Origin of the sequence: Streptomyces roseolus (assembly GCF_014649855.1) — a bacterium.
Lineage (GTDB): Bacteria > Actinomycetota > Actinomycetes > Streptomycetales > Streptomycetaceae > Streptomyces > Streptomyces roseolus.
On record NZ_BMTV01000005.1, the window covers coordinates 174,027 to 190,044 of the forward strand.

At 74.3% G+C, this 16,018-nt stretch carries 11 protein-coding genes; 8 read left to right on the forward strand and 3 right to left on the reverse strand.

Features of this window, described 5'->3' with window-relative positions; genetic code table 11:
* Positions 1-245 precede the first annotated feature (245 nt).
* Positions 246-875, forward strand: a complete 630-nt coding sequence (locus IE245_RS07850; RefSeq protein WP_189946021.1) for a HEAT repeat domain-containing protein — start codon at positions 246-248, stop codon at positions 873-875.
* Between the two features lie 76 nt (positions 876-951).
* Here IE245_RS07850 and IE245_RS07855 read toward each other — a convergent pair whose 3' ends face one another.
* Both IE245_RS07855 and IE245_RS07860 read right to left on the reverse strand, forming a co-directional pair.
* The gene (locus tag IE245_RS07855; protein WP_189946022.1) at positions 952-2,586 is read right to left on the reverse strand and encodes an alpha/beta hydrolase; all 1,635 of its coding nucleotides are present in this window, start codon (positions 2,584-2,586) and stop codon (positions 952-954) included.
* Positions 2,587-2,698: 112 nt separating this feature from the next.
* The gene (locus IE245_RS07860; RefSeq protein ID WP_189946144.1) at positions 2,699-3,739 is read right to left on the reverse strand and encodes an Rv2578c family radical SAM protein; all 1,041 of its coding nucleotides are present in this window, start codon (positions 3,737-3,739) and stop codon (positions 2,699-2,701) included.
* Between the two features lie 171 nt (positions 3,740-3,910).
* On the opposite strand from IE245_RS07860, the gene IE245_RS07865 reads away from it, so the two are divergent.
* From IE245_RS07865 to IE245_RS07875, 3 genes are all read left to right on the forward strand, one after another.
* A complete protein-coding gene (locus tag IE245_RS07865; RefSeq protein ID WP_189946023.1) occupies positions 3,911-4,354 on the forward strand; it encodes an SRPBCC family protein in 444 nt (147 codons plus the stop codon).
* Between the two features lie 285 nt (positions 4,355-4,639).
* Positions 4,640-7,099 carry an MFS transporter gene (locus tag IE245_RS07870; RefSeq protein WP_229851131.1) on the forward strand — a complete coding sequence of 820 codons (2,460 nt, stop codon included), beginning with the start codon at positions 4,640-4,642 and terminating at the stop codon, positions 7,097-7,099.
* Positions 7,100-7,283: 184 nt separating this feature from the next.
* A complete protein-coding gene (locus IE245_RS07875) occupies positions 7,284-8,900 on the forward strand; it encodes a serine/threonine-protein kinase (protein WP_189946024.1) in 1,617 nt (538 codons plus the stop codon).
* Between the two features lie 67 nt (positions 8,901-8,967).
* Here the strand turns inward: IE245_RS07875 and IE245_RS07880 are convergent, their stop codons facing one another.
* Positions 8,968-10,146 carry a hypothetical protein gene (locus IE245_RS07880; protein WP_189946025.1) on the reverse strand — a complete coding sequence of 393 codons (1,179 nt, stop codon included), beginning with the start codon at positions 10,144-10,146 and terminating at the stop codon, positions 8,968-8,970.
* A gap of 572 nt (positions 10,147-10,718) precedes the next feature.
* On the opposite strand from IE245_RS07880, the gene IE245_RS07885 reads away from it, so the two are divergent.
* From IE245_RS07885 to IE245_RS07900, 4 genes are all read left to right on the forward strand, one after another.
* Complete coding sequence (locus IE245_RS07885; RefSeq protein WP_189946026.1) at positions 10,719-11,552, forward strand: M55 family metallopeptidase; 834 nt, start codon at positions 10,719-10,721, stop codon at positions 11,550-11,552.
* Entirely contained in the window at positions 11,545-12,918 is a 1,374-nt protein-coding gene (locus tag IE245_RS07890) for a M20/M25/M40 family metallo-hydrolase (protein WP_189946027.1), read from the forward strand. Before IE245_RS07885 ends, IE245_RS07890 begins: the two co-directional genes overlap by 8 nt.
* Positions 12,919-13,005: 87 nt before the next feature.
* Positions 13,006-15,003 (forward strand): S9 family peptidase, encoded by a 1,998-nt coding sequence (locus IE245_RS07895; RefSeq protein ID WP_189946028.1) that lies wholly within the window; start codon positions 13,006-13,008, stop codon positions 15,001-15,003.
* Positions 15,000-15,980 (forward strand): S66 peptidase family protein, encoded by a 981-nt coding sequence (locus IE245_RS07900; RefSeq protein ID WP_189946029.1) that lies wholly within the window; start codon positions 15,000-15,002, stop codon positions 15,978-15,980. Before IE245_RS07895 ends, IE245_RS07900 begins: the two co-directional genes overlap by 4 nt.
* Positions 15,981-16,018 lie beyond the last annotated feature (38 nt).

Here is a 16,018-nt window from a genome sequence, read left to right on the forward strand (position 1 = left end):
TACGGGGATGCGGCCCCGGTGCACACGGCGGTGAGGGCCTTGGGAAAAGAGGGAGGACGCGGGCTCTGTCCCTGAGCCACGTCGAGAACTGCCGAACCGACCAGCGCTCGCCACGGCTGCGTCACCAGGCCGCGGCGAGAAGTGCGGGGGTTCCCCGCTCACTTGAGATTAACCGGCCGGTAACGAGCGCGCCAGTCCTGGGAAGTCGAGAAAATGTGATGTGGATCGCGGATAGCCTCGGTTTCATGGAAATCGCCGAGGGCAACTCCGAGATCGACTCCGGAGATCCGGAATTCTGCTCGATGATCGATCGATTGAGGGATCAGATCGAGAACGAAGAAGGAAAGCTCCCTCCCGCATTCGGAGAACTCGCCCGCACCGCGGACCCCGAGGAACTCCACCGGCTCCTCACCGCGCCGGGGCAGCCGCTCTGGGCCCGCGAGATCGCCGCCTACCGGCTCGGCACGGCCGGCGACCCGCGCGCCTTCGAGGCCCTCGTCCTCCTCCTCAACCACCGGGACCCCGAGCGCTGCGTCACCGCCGCCCACGCCCTCGTCCGGCTCGGCGACCCGCGCACCGCACGCGCCGCCGCCGCCCTCGCCACCAACGAACTCCGGGCCGCCTACGCCCTCCTGCCGGTCCGGCTCCTCGCCGACCTGCGCGCGCCGGAGTCCGTCCCCGCCCTCGTCACCGTCCTGGAGCGCCGCCTCGTGGCCGGCGACCCGCACTGGCGGGTCGGCCTCGCCTGCGTCGAGGGCCTCGGCGCCCTCGGCGACCCGGCCGCCCGGGACGTCCTCGAAGCCGCCCTCCCGCATCCCCGCCTCGGCCGGGCCGCCGAACGCTCCCTGACCCTCCTCGGCGGCCCGGGGGCCTGACCGCCCGCCGCCCGCGTCACCGACGACGCCCGCGCCCTTCCGGGGCGCGGGCGCCGGGAGCGACGGGGGCCACGGATCAGCGCACGTGGCCGAGCAGCCCGTGGAGGGTGGTCCCGAGGGCCGTCCCGTCGACGGCCGCGACCCGCTCCCGCGTCTCCTTGCCGGTCTCCTTCCCGGTCTTCGGCTTCGGGGCCGGGGCGGGCTCGGGGGCCGGGAGCGCGGCGCAGACCGCGTCCACCTCCGACCCGCCCTCGCCGCGCGGCACGGTGCCGGTGGCCAGATAGGTGCTCAGGTGCCCGTCGAGGCACTCGTTGCCGGCCAGGGTCACGCCGTGGTTCCCGCCGCCCTGCTCGACGACCAGGCTGGAGCCGTGCAGCATCCGGTGGAGGGCGAGCCCGCCCTCGTACGGGGTGGCGGCGTCGTCCGTGGCCTGGAGGACGAGGACCGGCGGCAGCTGGTCGTTGGTGACGTCCGGCGGGGTGAGCGGCTCCACCGGCCAGAACGCGCACGGCGCGTTGTACCAGGCGTTGTTCCAGGTCGAGAAGGGCGCCTTGGCGTGGACCTCCCAGTTGTCCTTCCGCCAGACGTTCCAGTCCTTGGGCCAGGCGGCGTCCCGGCACTGGACGGCCGTGTAGACGGAGTATCCGTTGTCGGTGGCGGAGTCGGCCTCGCCGTACTTCTCGTAGGCGGCGACGAGCGGGGCGGTGTCCCGCTCGTTCACGTACGCGGAGAAGGCGCTCGCGAGCTTCGGCCAGTACCCGTCGTAGTAGCCGCCGGGCAGGAAGGTGTCCTCCAGCTCGCCCGGCCCGACCTTGCCGCCCGCCGGCGCGTCGCGCAGCTCCTCGCGCATCCGGTACCAGGCGGCCTCGACCGCCGCCGGATCCTTGCCGAGCCCGTACGCGTCGTCGTGCTTCGCCACCCAGGCCATGAGGTCCTTGTGGCGGGTGTCGAAGGCGTAGTCCTGCGCGATGTTGTCCTCGTACCAGACCCCGTGGGGGTTGACCACGGAGTCCAGCGCCATCCTCCGCACCCGCTCCGGGTACAGCCGGGCGTAGACGGCGCCCAGATAGGTGCCGTACGAGTAGCCGAGGTAGTTGATCCGTTCGGCGCCGACCGCCGCGCGGATCAGGTCGAGGTCGCGGGCGGCGGAGACGGTGTCGATGTGCGGGAGCACGTCGGCGTGCTTCTTGTCGCAGGCGGCGGCGAAGGCCTGGGCGCGCTCCAGGGCGGTCCGCTCGGCCCGGGCGCCGCGCGGCACCGAGTCGGGGCGCACCGGGTCGAAGTGGCCGGGCCGGCAGTCGAGCGCGGGCTCGCTCCTGCCGACGCCGCGCGGGTCGAAGCCGATGACGTCGTACTGGGCGGCGACCTTCGCGGGCAGCGAGGCGGCGACGTAGCCGGCCATGCCGCGGCCGCTGCCGCCCGGGCCGCCGGGGTTGACCAGGAGCGGGCCCTGGAAGGTCTTCGCGGTGTGCGGGATCCGGGTCAGCGCGAGCGTGATGCTCCGGCCGGCCGGGTCGTCGTGGTCGAGCGGCACCTTCAGGGTGCCGCACTGGAGCTTCGGGTACGCCTTGGTGCCGCAGTCGGTCCAGGTGAGCGGGGGGAGGGGGCGGGGGACCGGTTCACCGGTGCCCGCGGCGGACGCGGGCAGGACGGCGACCGTCCCGGCGACCAGCGCCCCAGCGGCGATCAGCATTCCTGCGCGGGTGGTCATGGAGCCTGGAGTGCCCCGCCGGGCGCGGGACACGACCTGTTGTGCCCGGGAACGACCCGAACGGAGGGCGCGCCGACGGCGTGTCAGGTGACCTCGCGGCGTGTCGGCGGGCTCAGAGGAGGGTGAGCTGCTCCGGTCCGCTCGCCGCGGCGTCCGGCGGGTCCTCGCGCGGGCGCGCGATGCGGCGCGGGGCGTCCCGACGGGCCGGTCCGATGCCGAACTCGGCGGCGAGCTCGTGGACCTGACGGGTGATGTGGCGCTGGTACCAGGTCGGCGCGTAGGCCCCGCCGGCGTACATCCGCTCGTACCGGCCGACCAGGTCGGGGTGGTGGTGGGCGAGCCAGCTCGTGAACCACTCGCGGGCGCCCGGCCGCAGGTGGAGGACGAGCGGGGTGACGGAGACGGCGCCGGCCTCGGCGATCGCGCGGACGGTGGCGCGCAGTTGCTCGGGGGAGTCGCCGAGGAAGGGGACGACGGGGGCCATGAGGACGCCGCAGCCGATGCCGTGGTCGCCGAGCGTGCGGACCACGTCGAGGCGGCGGCGCGGGGAGGGGGTGCCGGGCTCGATCGTCCGCCACAGCTCCTCATCGGTGAAGCCGACCGAGACGGAGACGCCGACCTCGGTGACCTCGGCGGCCTGGGTGAGCAGCTCCAGGTCGCGCAGGATCAGCGTGCCCTTGGTGAGGAGGGAGAACGGGTTGGCCCGGTCGCGCAGCGCCGTGAGGATGCCGGGCATCAGGCGGTAGCGGCCCTCGGCCCGCTGGTAGCAGTCGACGTTGGTGCCCATGGCGATGTGCGCGCCCTGCCAGCGGCGGGAGGCGAGCTGGCGGGTGAGCAGCTCGGGGGCGTTGGTCTTCACCACGATCTGGGTGTCGAAGCCGAGGCCGGTGTCGAGGTCCAGGTAGCCGTGGGACTTGCGGGCGAAGCAGTAGACGCACGCGTGCGTGCAGCCGCGGTACGGGTTCACGGTCCACTCGAAGGGCATCCGGGAGGCGCCGGGGACGCGGTTGAGGATCGACCGGGCCCGGACCTCGTGGAAGGTGATGCCGCGGAACTCGGGCGTGTCGAAGGTCCGGGTGGTGACCGCGTCCGCGCCGAACAGGGCGGCGTCGGCGGGCGCGGACGGGGTGTCGCCCAGATGGTCCCAGCGCATGGGCGCCTCCTCGATCGACTTCGTTCGCATGTTCGACTTCTGTGGGGACTAGAATAGAACAACTGTTCCCTTGATCGTCGCGACCCCGATTTCGCCCGCCGCGGGGCTCGTGGTTCGCTTGGCCCGCAGCCCCGAAACACCCCCGAAGAACCATGAGCTGGAGGAAATGCGATGGCGCAGGTCGAGGCCACGACGGAACGGATCATCGCGGCGGACGCGGAGACCGTGTTCGACACGCTGGCCGACTACAGCGGCGCGCGCGCGAAGCTGCTGCCCGAGCACTTCAGCGAGTACGAGGTGCGCGAGGGCGGCGACGGCGAGGGCACCCTCGTCCACTGGAAGCTCCAGGCCACCAGCAAGCGCGTCCGCGACTGCCTGCTGGAGGTCACCGAGCCCACCGACGGGCAGCTCGTCGAGAAGGACCGCAACTCCTCCATGGTCACCACCTGGACCGTGACCCCGGCCGGCGAGGGGAAGTCCCGCGCCGTCGTCACCTCCGTCTGGAGCGGCGCCGGCGGTGTCGGCGGCTTCTTCGAGCGCGCCTTCGCCCCCAAGGGCCTCGCCCGGATCTACGACGCGATCCTCGCCAACCTCGCGGCCGAGACCGAGAAGTAACGCCCAGGGCGTTCACCGATTCGAGTGGATTCCCCGCCGCCCCCGTACCGGCGCCCGAAGTGCCCAGGGGGCGCGGGGAGTTCCGCAAACGCGCTGATGAGCGCCGCACGCACCCCTCCGTGCCCCGCCGCACGCCCCCCGCGGCCCGTCGCAGGGCCACCTCCCGCCCCCTGCGCCCGACTTGCTCCCGCTTCGCGCCTGATGCGAAGAATGGCGCGTCCCCGAGGGCGCCTTCGCGCCGAGGCCGCCGCGCCGGGGGCGACGCCATGACGAGGGGAGCCGTACGTGGGTGCGATCGCGCTGGTGAAGGACGCCGGGGGAGCCCCCGCGCTCCCCGAGGACGGCCCGCCCGGCGGACCCCCGCCGCCCGCCCCGGCCGAGACCCCGCTCGACCCCCGCCGCGTCCGGCTCGTCTTCTTCGGCCTCATGCTCGCGCTGCTCCTGGCCGCCCTGGAGCAGATGATCGTCGCCACCGCCCTGCCGAAGATCGTCGGCGAACTCCAGGGCCTGGACCGGATGTCCTGGGCGATCACCGCCTACCTGCTGACCTCCACCATCGGCCTGCCCGTCTACGGCAAGCTCGGCGACCTCCTCGGCCGCAAGAGCGTCTTCCTCTTCGCCATCGTCGTCTTCGTCATCGGCTCGGGACTCGCCGGCTGGTCCCGCAGCATGGACGAGCTCATCGCCTTCCGCGCCCTCCAGGGCGTCGGCGCCGGCGGCCTCATGATCGGCGTCCAGGCGATCATCGCCGACATCGTCCCGGCCCGCGAACGCGGCCGCTACATGGGCCTGATCGGCGCCGCCTTCGGTCTCGCCTCGGTCGCCGGACCCCTCCTCGGCGGCTTCTTCACCGACCACGTCTCCTGGCGCTGGTGCTTCTACTTCAACGTCCCCTTCGGGCTCGTCACCCTCGCCGTCGTCGCCGTCGTCCTCAAGCTGCCCAAGCCGAAGGCCCGCGCCCGCTTCGACGTCCTCGGCACCCTGCTCCTCGCCGCCGCCTCCACCTGCCTGGTCCTGCTGACCAGTTGGGGCGGGACGGAGTACGACTGGGACGACCGGGTCATCATCGGCCTCGGCTGCGGCGCCGCCGGAACGGTCCTGCTCTTCCTGGTCGTCGAGCACTTCGCGCCCGAACCCCTCATCCCGCTGCGGCTGTTCCGCGACTCCGTCTTCACCGTCACCGCCCTCGTGGGCGCCGTCGTCGGCATCGCCCTCTTCGGCGCCGCGAGTTACCTGCCGAGCTTCCTCCAGATGGTCGAGGGCGCCACCGCCACCGAGTCCGGGCTCCTGATGCTCCCGCTCATGGGCGGGATCGTCGTCGCCTCGGTCGTCTCGGGGCAGCTCATCAGCCGCACCGGCCGCTACAGGATCTACCCGGTGCTCGGCTCCGCCCTCGCCGTCCTCGGCATGGGCCTGCTCTCCCGCATGGACATCGGCACCCCCCGCCTCACCCACAGCCTCTGGCAGGCGGTCCTCGGCACCGGCATCGGCCTGATCATGCCGGTGCTCATCCTCGCCGTGCAGAACAGCGTCCGCCCCGCCGACCTCGGCACCGCCACCAGCGCCCACAACTACTTCCGCCAGATCGGCGGCAGCGTCGGCGCCGCGATCTTCGGCACCGTCTTCGCCGCCCGCCTCGACTCCGCCCTCGCCGACCGGCTCCCGTCGGTCCAGGACCCCGGCGTCCAGGGGGCCGCCATCCCGCCCGCCGAGGCGATCACCCCAGGGACCGTCCACGCGCTGCCGCCCGCCCTGCGCGACCTCTACGTCCAGGCGTACGCGGACGCCATGCCGCGGATCTTCCTCTACCTCGTGCCGGTCCTCGTGCTCGGCCTCGTCCTCGCCTTCTTCCTCAAGGAGCAACCGCTGGTGTCCCACCCCACCCCCGCCCCCGAGGCCACCGACGCCCCCTTCGACACCGGCCACGGCCCGGCCGTCCCGCACGCCCGCCACGCCGCCCCCGCCCCCGTCGCCCTGCCGCCCCACACCGGGGTGCCGGTCTGCGGCACCGTCCGGCACCACGACGGCAGCCGCGTCCCGCGCGCCGCCCTCACCCTCATCGACGTCGGCGGCCGCCAGATCGGACGCGGCGCCAGCGGCGAGGACGGCCGGTACGCGCTCAGCGTGCCCGGCGGCGGCTCGTACGTGCTCATCGCCGCCGCGGGCGGTCACCAGCCGCAGGCCGTCTCCGTGACCGTCGGCGACCGTCCGGTCGAACTCGACGTGGTCCTCGGCGGCGCCGGCCGCCTGGCGGGCAGCGTCCTCACCGCCGACGGCACCCCCGTCAGGGACGCCGCCGTCACCCTCACCGACGTCCGCGGCGAGGTCGTCGCCTCCACCCGCAGCGGCCGCGAGGGCGGATACGTGATCACCGAACTGGTCGCCGGCGAGTACACCCTCGCGGCCAGCGCCCCCGCCTACCGGCCCGCCGCCGTCCCGGTCAGCGTCCAGTCCTCCCGCGAGACCCGCCAGGACATCGAGCTCGCGGGCGGAGCGGTCCTGCGCGGCACGGTCAGGGCCGGCGGCGGCAGGCCCGTCGAGGACGCCCGCGTGACCCTGCTCGACGCGGCCGGCAACGTCGTCGACACCCTCACCACCGGCCCCGACGGCACCTTCCGCTTCGTCGACCTGTCCTCCGGCGAGTACACCGTCATCGCCGCCGGCTACCCGCCCGTCGCCACCGTCCTCCAGGTGGCCGGCGGAGGCCGCACCGAACGCGACCTCCAGCTCGGCCACCAGGACTGACCCGGGCCCGAGCCCGTCCTCGGCCGGAACGCCTGACGTAGGTGACATCGCGTCAGGGTGGCGTGTTCCGGTCGGTGATCGGTCCAACTCCGTCACAAGACGGCTCCGTTGCCGGGCGACCGCGATGCGGCCGCCCGGCGACGGGCTATCGTCTGCGCCCGTCACGGAGTGAGGGAGCGGACGTATGTGGGACCTCGAGGACGGCGACCCGGCGGAGATAGGCTCGTTCCGCTTGGTCGCCCGGCTCGGCAGCGGCGGCATGGGAACGGTCTACCTGGCCACCCGGCAGGGGCGGGACGGCCACGTGGCCGTGAAGACCATCAGGAGCGATCACGCCATGGAGGAGGGCTTCCGGCGCCGGTTCGCCCGGGAGGCCGCGGCGGCCAGTTCGGTGAGGAGTCCGTACACGGTCCGCGTGGTGGGTTTCGACACCCAGGGCAGCGAGCCGTGGCTCGCCACCGAGTACGTCGAGGGGCCCTCGCTGAGGGACCACGTACAGACGCGTGGCCCGCTGGCGCTGCCGGCCGTCGTCGATCTCGCTCTGGGGCTGTCCTTCGGACTGTCCTCGATCCACAAGGCCGGCCTGGTCCACCGCGACCTCAAGCCCGGGAACATCCTGCTCACGGATGCCGGCCCCAAGATCATCGATTTCGGGCTCGCGTACGCCACCGACTTCAGCCAGGCCACTCACACCGGGGCCGTGCTGGGCACACCCGGCTACTTCTCCCCCGAGCAGGTGCAGGCCAGGCCCGTCAGCCCCGCCTCCGACGTCTTCGCCCTGGGGGCGGTGCTGACCTTCGCCTCCTCCGGAGGGCACGCCTTCAGGGGGGTCACGCCCCTTACCGCGCAGTACCACGTCGTGCACGAGGAGCCGCAGCTCGGTGAGGTTCCCGAAGAGCTGCGGGATCTGATCGCCGCCTGCATGGACAAGGACCCGCGGCAGCGGCCGCCCTTGAGCGCGATCCTCGCCCACCTGACGTCGCTGCGCTCCTACGGCCACGAGAGAACGGTGGCGGCCTTCCGGCGCCCGTCCGCAGCAGATGCCGCGGACGGAACGACCGCGAGCGGCACGCCCACGGTCGCCGCAGGACGGGCGGACCGCCCCCGGGGCAGCAGGAAGACACTCATCGCCGTGGGGGCCGCCTCCCTGGCTCTCGGCCTGGCTCTCGGCCCCTGGCTCCTGCCCGACCACCACGGCGGCACGCCCGTGGCGGCTCCGTCGGTGCCGGACTCCGCCCCCATGCCCGACGCGGCTGCCGCCACAACGGACCCGCCCGTCGAGCAGGCGGCCGATGTGCCCCCGTCCGAGACCCCGGAGGACGAGCCCACGGTCCCTCTGATGGAAGACCGGGTGGCGACCCTCGTCGGTTCGCTGGCGTTCAACCCCGTGCGGGGTCAGTGCGCCCTGGAAGGCGACGGCATGGGCGACGAGGGGTTGCCGGTGAGCAACACGGACGCCTACACGGTCTCCGTCAGGCCGCTCGCCTCGCGCGACCGGTTCGTCTCCCGGGCGACGGTCGGTGTGAGGACGCCGGGGGACCGGCTGGCGGATGAGCCGGTCGCCGTCTACATGAAGCTCCCGAAGGGAGAGGAGATCGAGATCCCCGTACCCGAGGGAAAGAACGAGTGGTCCTTCCGATGGCCCGACGTCCTCGCCGCGGCGGACCTGCCGCAGCCCTACGACAGCAGGGAGCCGGTGACTCTGATGGGCTCCTACACGATCACGGTCGTGCACGGCACGCTTCGGGCGTGCGGGGGTTTTGAAGGCGACCCGAGGAACGCTGCGGCCACCCTCTCCTGAGGTGGTGTGGGCGGGCCCGTGAGGGGCGGCGCGTGATCGGTCACCCCGGCACCGCCCCTCACGTCGTTCAGGAGGCGGTCGGCGCGGCCTTGCGCAGGGCGGCGATGCAGCTGCCGATCGCCTCCTGGAGGGCTTCGAGGCGCTGGAGCATGTCCTCCTCGTAGATCTCCTCCTCCATCACCTCGTCGAGGGTCAGTTCCTCGAAGACCTTCGTTGCCTTCTGGAGGGAGCTGTAGAAGCGGGTCCTGCGCTCCTGCACCCGCAGCGCCGGGTCCTCCTCGACGGCCTTGGCGACGAGCCCCCTCACCGACTCGTACGCCTCGCCGGCCCACTCGCCGGCCTCTTCCGAGTCGTCCAGCTCGTCGATCAGCGACAGATGGCGCTCGGCCTCCGCCCGCACCTCGGCCGGGGCCGCCACGGTCTGCCCGGCGGGGGTCCTGACCTGCCCGCTCTCCACGATCTGCCGGACGTAGCCGACCCGGTCGGCGACCTTCGCCTCGCTCGCCACCGCCTTCTTCAGGTCGTCGGTGCGGGCGATCGCCCGGGCCATCTCCGTCTGGAGCGCCGGGTCCTCCTTCATCCGGTCGAGGAGCGCCCCGCGCGCCGCCTCCGCCGTCCCCGGGTCGGCGAGGATCGCGGCCCGCAGCGCCGTCGGGTTCTCCGCCACCTCCAGCGCCTTCGTCGGCCGGATGCCCTCCGCCTCCGCCGCCGCACTGATCGCCTGGCCGCGCACGGAGGAGGCGCTGTTGCGGGAGGTGTAGTACGACAGCCACGCGTCGGCGTCCGGGAGCTCGATGTCGACGCCCGGCTCCAGGACCTCGAACTGCGGCACCAGACCGTCGTCCGCCGCCATGTCCCACGCCTTGTAGTGGCGCATCACGCGCTCCGCCGAGCAGCCGGCCAGCGCGGCGAACGCCCGCGCCGACACCTTCCGCGCCGTGCCCTCGGCCGGCTGGCCGCCGGGCCGCACGCTGCGCGCCACCTTGAGCGCGAACGTCCAGCCTCCGGTTCGCGCGTACACCCCGAAGTCCCGCGCGTCCCGGACGACGACCGGGTCGTGGTCGGCGCGGTCGGCGGCGGCCTCCTCACCGCCGGCCTCCTCCCCACCGGTCTCCTCCTCGGCGGCCTCCTCGGGCGCCTCCGGCGCGGCGGAGACCTCCGGGACCCAGAAGTTCTCCCCGGACTCGGAGGACTCGGAGGAGTCGGGGGCGGGGGTGGTGTCGGACGGATCGAGGGCGATGGTCACCGAGAGCACTCCGGTCGGTCGGGCGGGACAACTGCGGCCGACAGCCTATACACACCCCTTGACGATATTTGGCCCGATTCTGGAGTCGGACCGTCGGAGACAAGGGACGGCGCCCCGGGAGGGCCACCGGCACCATGCCTCCCTGATCCACCGAATCGAGCCCCGCCCCGCCCGTTGAGCGCCCCGCACCAGCGGCCGGCGCCCGCCCCCTCCCCGTACGCCAGGAGCCTGCGCGACGCCACACCCGGCAGCCCGCCGCCCCGGGGCGGCCATCCCCTCCCCGACGCGGCCCGCCCGCCGCGTAGGATGCCGTACAACGAGGCGCGCGACACCGTCACCCACCTCCTGCTCGACACCCGCGCCAGTTCCGGTGGCACCTTCCCGACGGCGGCAGACCGCCCGTGGAACGGGCCGCCGACGCGCTGCGCCGCATGTCCGAAACGGATCCGCGGACCCTCGCCGCACGGCCCTGACGTGCCGGTACCGCCGTCGCGGCAGCACCATTGGTCCACTCCAACGACGGTTGTCCACAGGGGTGGTACGGCCGACGGGCGGAGCGTACGGTTCCCCCCATGAAGATCCTCATCAGCGCCGACATGGAGGGCGCCACCGGCGTCACCTGGCCGGCCGACGTGCTGCCCGGCACGCCCCAGTGGGAGCGCTGCCGGCCCCTGTTCACCTCGGACGTGAACGCGGCGGCGCTCGGCTTCTTCGACGGCGGCGCCGACGAGGTGCTGGTGAACGAGGCGCACTGGACGATGCGGAACCTGCTCCTGGAGCGGCTCGACGACCGCGTCCAGATGCTCACCGGCCGGCACAAGGCGCTGTCGATGGTCGAGGGCGTCCAGCACGGTGACGTCGACGGGATCGCGTTCGTCGGCTACCACACGGGCGCCGGCGCCGAGGGCGTCCTCGCCCACACCTACCTCGCCAACTCGATCACCGGCGTCTGGCTCAACGGCCTCCGCGCGAGCGAGGGGGTGCTCAACGCGCACGTGGTCGCCGAGTACGGCGTCCCCGTCGTCCTCGTCACCGGCGACGACCTGACCTGCGAGGACGCCCTCGACTACGCCCCCGAGGCGCTCAAGGTCGCCGTCAAGGACCACGTCTCGCGGTACGCGGCCGTGTGCCGGACGCCGGCCCGCACCGCCGCCGACATCCGGGCCGCGGCCCGTGAGGCCGCAGCCCTGGCCGTCCGTCACGAGCCCGCGCACGCCGGGCCGCACACCGTCCAGGTGGAGTTCGACGCCGAGCACCTGGGCGCCGCCGCCACGGTGGTTCCCGGCGTGGCGCGCAGCGGTGAGCGGCGCGTCGCCTACACCAGCGCGACGATGTACGAGGCGATCCGCACGTTCAAGGCGGTCACGACGATCGTCTCGGCCGCCGTGGAGGAGCAGTATGGCTAGCAGCACGTCCCCCGACAGCACGTCCCCCGACAACGCGTCGTCCCTCGCGGGGCCCGACGCGAAGGCGCTCGACGAGGTCGTCGCCTTCACCTCGGACCTCATCCGCGTCGACACCACCAACCGCGGCGGCGGCGACTGCCGCGAGCGCCCCGCCGCCGAGTACGTCGCCGAACGGCTCGCCGACGCGGGGATCGAACCGACCCTCCTGGAGCGCACCCCCGGCCGGACCAACGTGGTCGCCCGCATTCCCGGCACCGACCCCACCGCACCCGCGCTCCTCGTCCACGGCCACCTCGACGTCGTGCCCGCCGACCCGGCCGAGTGGACCGTCCACCCCTTCTCCGGGGAGGTCCGCGACGACGTCGTCTGGGGGCGCGGCGCCGTCGACATGAAGAACATGGACGCGATGGTCCTCGCCGTCGCCCGCTCCTGGGCCCGCCAGGGGATCCGGCCGCGCCGCGACATCGTCCTCGCCTACACCGCCGACGAGGAGGACAGCGCCGAGGACGGCTCCGGCTTCCTCGCCGACCGGCACGCCGCGCTCTTCGAGGGCTGCACCGAGGGCATCAGCGAGTCCGGCGCCTTCAGCTTCCACCCGCACCCCGGCATGACGCTCTACCCCATCGGGGCCGGGGAGCGGGGCACCGCCTGGCTCAGGCTCACCGCCCGCGGCCGGGCCGGCCACGGCTCCAAGGTCAACGAGGCGAACGCGGTCACCCGCCTCGCCGCCGCCGTCGCCCGCATCGGCGCCCACACGTGGCCGGTGCGGCTCACCGCCACCGTCCGCGCCGCCCTCGCCGAACTGGCCGCGCTGCACGGCGTCGAAGCCGACACCGGGGACCCGGAGTCCGACGTGCCGCTCCTGCTCGACAAGCTGGGGCCGGCCGCCGCCCTCGTCGAGGCCACCGTCCGCAACAGCGCCAACCCGACGATGCTCCAGGCCGGGTACAAGTGCAACGTCATCCCGGGCCAGGCCGTCGCCTACGTCGACGGGCGCGTGCTGCCCGGCACCGAGGACGAGTTCGCGGCCACCATGGACCTGCTCACCGGGCCGGACGTCGCGTGGGAGTTCCACCACCGCGAGGTGCCCCTCGAAGCACCCGTCGACTCCCCGACCTTCGCCAAGCTGCGGGCCGCCGTCGAGCGCTTCGACCCGGACGGGCACGCCCTGCCCTTCACCATGTCCGGCGGCACCGACGCCAAGCAGTTCTCCCGGCTCGGCATCACCGGCTACGGCTTCTCGCCGCTGAAGCTGCCCCCGGGCCTGGACTACGGCGCGCTCTTCCACGGCGTCGACGAACGCGTCCCCGTCGACGCCCTGCACTTCGGCGTGCGGGTGCTCGACCACTACCTGAAGACCGCGTAGCGCTCCGCGGACCGCACAGCGCTCCGCAGACCGCGCGGACACCGACGTCCGCGTGCGACCGGACCGGAACCCCGGGGGGATTCGAGGATGCAGAACACGGCCGCCCACGGCAGCTGGCCGTCGCCCGTCACCGCCGCGCTCGCGGCCGCCGACGACGGACGGCCCGACCACGTGGCCGCCGTCGGCGACGAGGTGTGGTGGACCGCGCCCCGGCCCGCCGAAGGCGGCCGCCGGACCCTCGTCCGGCGGCGCGCCGACGGCACCGAGGAGACCCTGCTCCCCGCGCCGTGGAACGTCCGCAACCGCGTCCTCGAGTACGGCGGCCGCCCCTGGGCCGCCGCCGAACGGCCCGCCGGCGGGCCCCTCGTGGTCTTCGGCCACTTCCCCGACCAGCGGCTGTACGCCCACGAGCCCGACGCCGGGCCGGGCGCGGAGCCCCGGCCGCTCACCCCCGTCTCCGGGCTCGGCGGCGGGCTGCGCTGGACCGACCCGGTGCTCGTGCCCGAGCGCGGCGAGGTCTGGTGCGTCCTGGAGGAGTTCACCGGCCCCGCACCCACCGACGTCCGCCGGGTCCTCGCCGCCGTCCCGCTCGACGGTTCCGCCGCCGACGACCGGGCCGCCGTCCGCGAGCTCTCCGACGGACGCCACCACTTCGTCACCGGGCCCCGGATCTCGCCCGACGGGCGACGGGCCGTCTGGCTCGGCTGGGACCACCCCCGGATGCCGTGGGACGGCACGGAGGCCGTCCTCGCCGAGATCACCGCCGACGGCACCCTCGCCGGCGCCAGGACCGTCGCCGGCGGACCGGAGGAGTCGGTGCCCCAGGCCGACTGGGACGCGGCGGGCCGGCTGCTCTTCGCCGGCGACCGCAGCGGCTGGTGGAACCTCTACCGGGCCGAGGTCGCCGCCGACGGCACCCTCGGCCCGGTCACCGCGCTCTGTCCCCGCGAGGAGGAGTTCGCCGGGCCCCTCTGGCAGACCGGGCTCACCTGGTTCAAGGCCCTGGAGACCGGGCCCGTCGCCGTCCTCCACGGCCGGGGCGACGCCGTCCTCGGCATCCTCGACCCCGACACCGGCACCCTCGTCGACGCCCCCGGGCCCTGGACCGTCTGGACCGCCACCCTCGCCGTCCACGGCACCCGGGTCCTCGGCGTCGCCGCCGCGGCCCACCGCCGCCACGAGGTCGTCGAGCTCGACACCCGCACCGGACGCACCCGGGTCATCGGCTCCCCGCACACCGACCGGGTCGACCCCGCCCACTACCCCGAGCCCGTCGTCCGCACCTTCACCGGGCCCGGCGGCCGCGACATCCACGCGCACGTCCACCCGCCGCGCCATCCCACCGCCGGCGGACCCGCCGGCGAGCTCCCGCCCTACGTCATCCGCGCCCACGGCGGCCCCACCGGCCACTCCGCCCTCGTCCTCGACCTGGAGACCGCCTACTTCACCTCCCGGGGCATCGGCGTCGCCGAGGTCAACTACGGCGGCTCCACCGGCTACGGCCGTGCCTACCGCGAGCGGCTGCGCGGCGAGTGGGGGGTCGTCGACGTCGAGGACTGCGCCGCCGTCGCCACCGCCCTCGCCGCCGAGGGCACCGCCGACCCCGCCCGGCTCGCGATCCGCGGCGGCAGCGCCGGAGGCTGGACCAGCGCCGCCTCCCTCGTCCGCACCGACGTCTACGCCTGCGGCACGATCATCTACCCCGTCCTCGACCTGACGGGCTGGTCCGACGAGACCCACGACTTCGAGTCCCGCTACCTGGACGGCCTCATCGGCCGCCTCGACGAGGTGCCGGAGCGGTACGCGGAGCGCTCCCCGATCGAGCACGTCGACCGGATCACCGCCCCCTTCCTGCTCCTCCAGGGGCTCGACGACGTCATCTGCCCGCCCGCCCAGGCCGAGCGGTTCCTCGCCCGCGCCGCCGGCCGGGGCGTCCCGCACGCCTACCTCGCCTTCCCCGGCGAGGGCCACGGCTTCCGGCACGCCGACACCATGATCCGCGCCCTGGAGGCCGAACTCGCCCTCTACGCGCGCGTCTTCGGCTTCGAGCGGCCCGACGTCCCGGCCCTGGAGCTGCGCACATGACGGCCCCCGCCCCCGGACCCGGCATCCCGCCCTCCGGAGCCGCCGCCCCGGCCGGCGTTCCCGCGCTCGCCCGGCCCGGCCGACTGCGCCCCGGCGACCGGATCGCCGTCGTCGCCCCCAGCGGCCCCGTCCCCGAGGAGCGGCTCCGCACCGGCCTCGACCTGCTGCGCGGCTGGGACCTCGAACCGGTGGTCGCCCCGCACGTCCTCGACGCCCACCCGGCCCTCGGCCACCTCGCGGGCGCCGACCAGGCCCGGGCCCGCGACCTCACGGAGGCGTACACCGACCCCTCCGTCGCCGCCGTCGTCTGCGCGCGCGGCGGCTACGGCGCCCAGCGGATGGTCGACCTGGTGGACTGGCCGGCGATCCGCGCGGCCGGTCCCAAGCCCTTCATCGGCTACAGCGACGTCACCGTCCTCCACGAGGCCTTCGCCGTCCGCGCCGGATTCGCCACCCTGCACGGCCCGATGATCGCGACCGCCGCCTTCCTCGGCGAGCCGCGCACCCGGGAGTCCCTGCGGGCCACCCTCTTCGCGCCCGAGACGGTACGGACCCCGGCGACGGGGACCGCGCTGGTGCCCGGCCGGGCCGCCGGCGTCACCCTCGGCGGCTGCGCCAGCCTGCTCGCCGCCGACCTCGGCACCCCGCACGCCCGGCCCTCCGCCCGCGGCGGACTGCTCCTCCTGGAGGACGTGGGGGAGGAGCCGTACCGCCTCGACCGGATCCTCACCCAACTGCTCCGCTCCGGCTGGCTCGACGGCGTCGCCGGGATCGCCCTCGGCTCCTGGGAGGAGTGCGGCCCGTACGAGGAGGTCCGCGCGCTCCTCGCCGACCGGCTCGGCGGCCTGGGCGTGCCGGTCGTGGAGCGGCTGGGCTTCGGCCACGACCCCGCCGCGCCGACCGTGCCGCTCGGCGTCCCGGCCGTCCTCGACGCCGACGCGGGCACGCTCGCCCTCGACGTACCCGCCCTGCTCTGACCACCGCCCCGGCACACGGCCGGGCGCCCCCGCCCCGG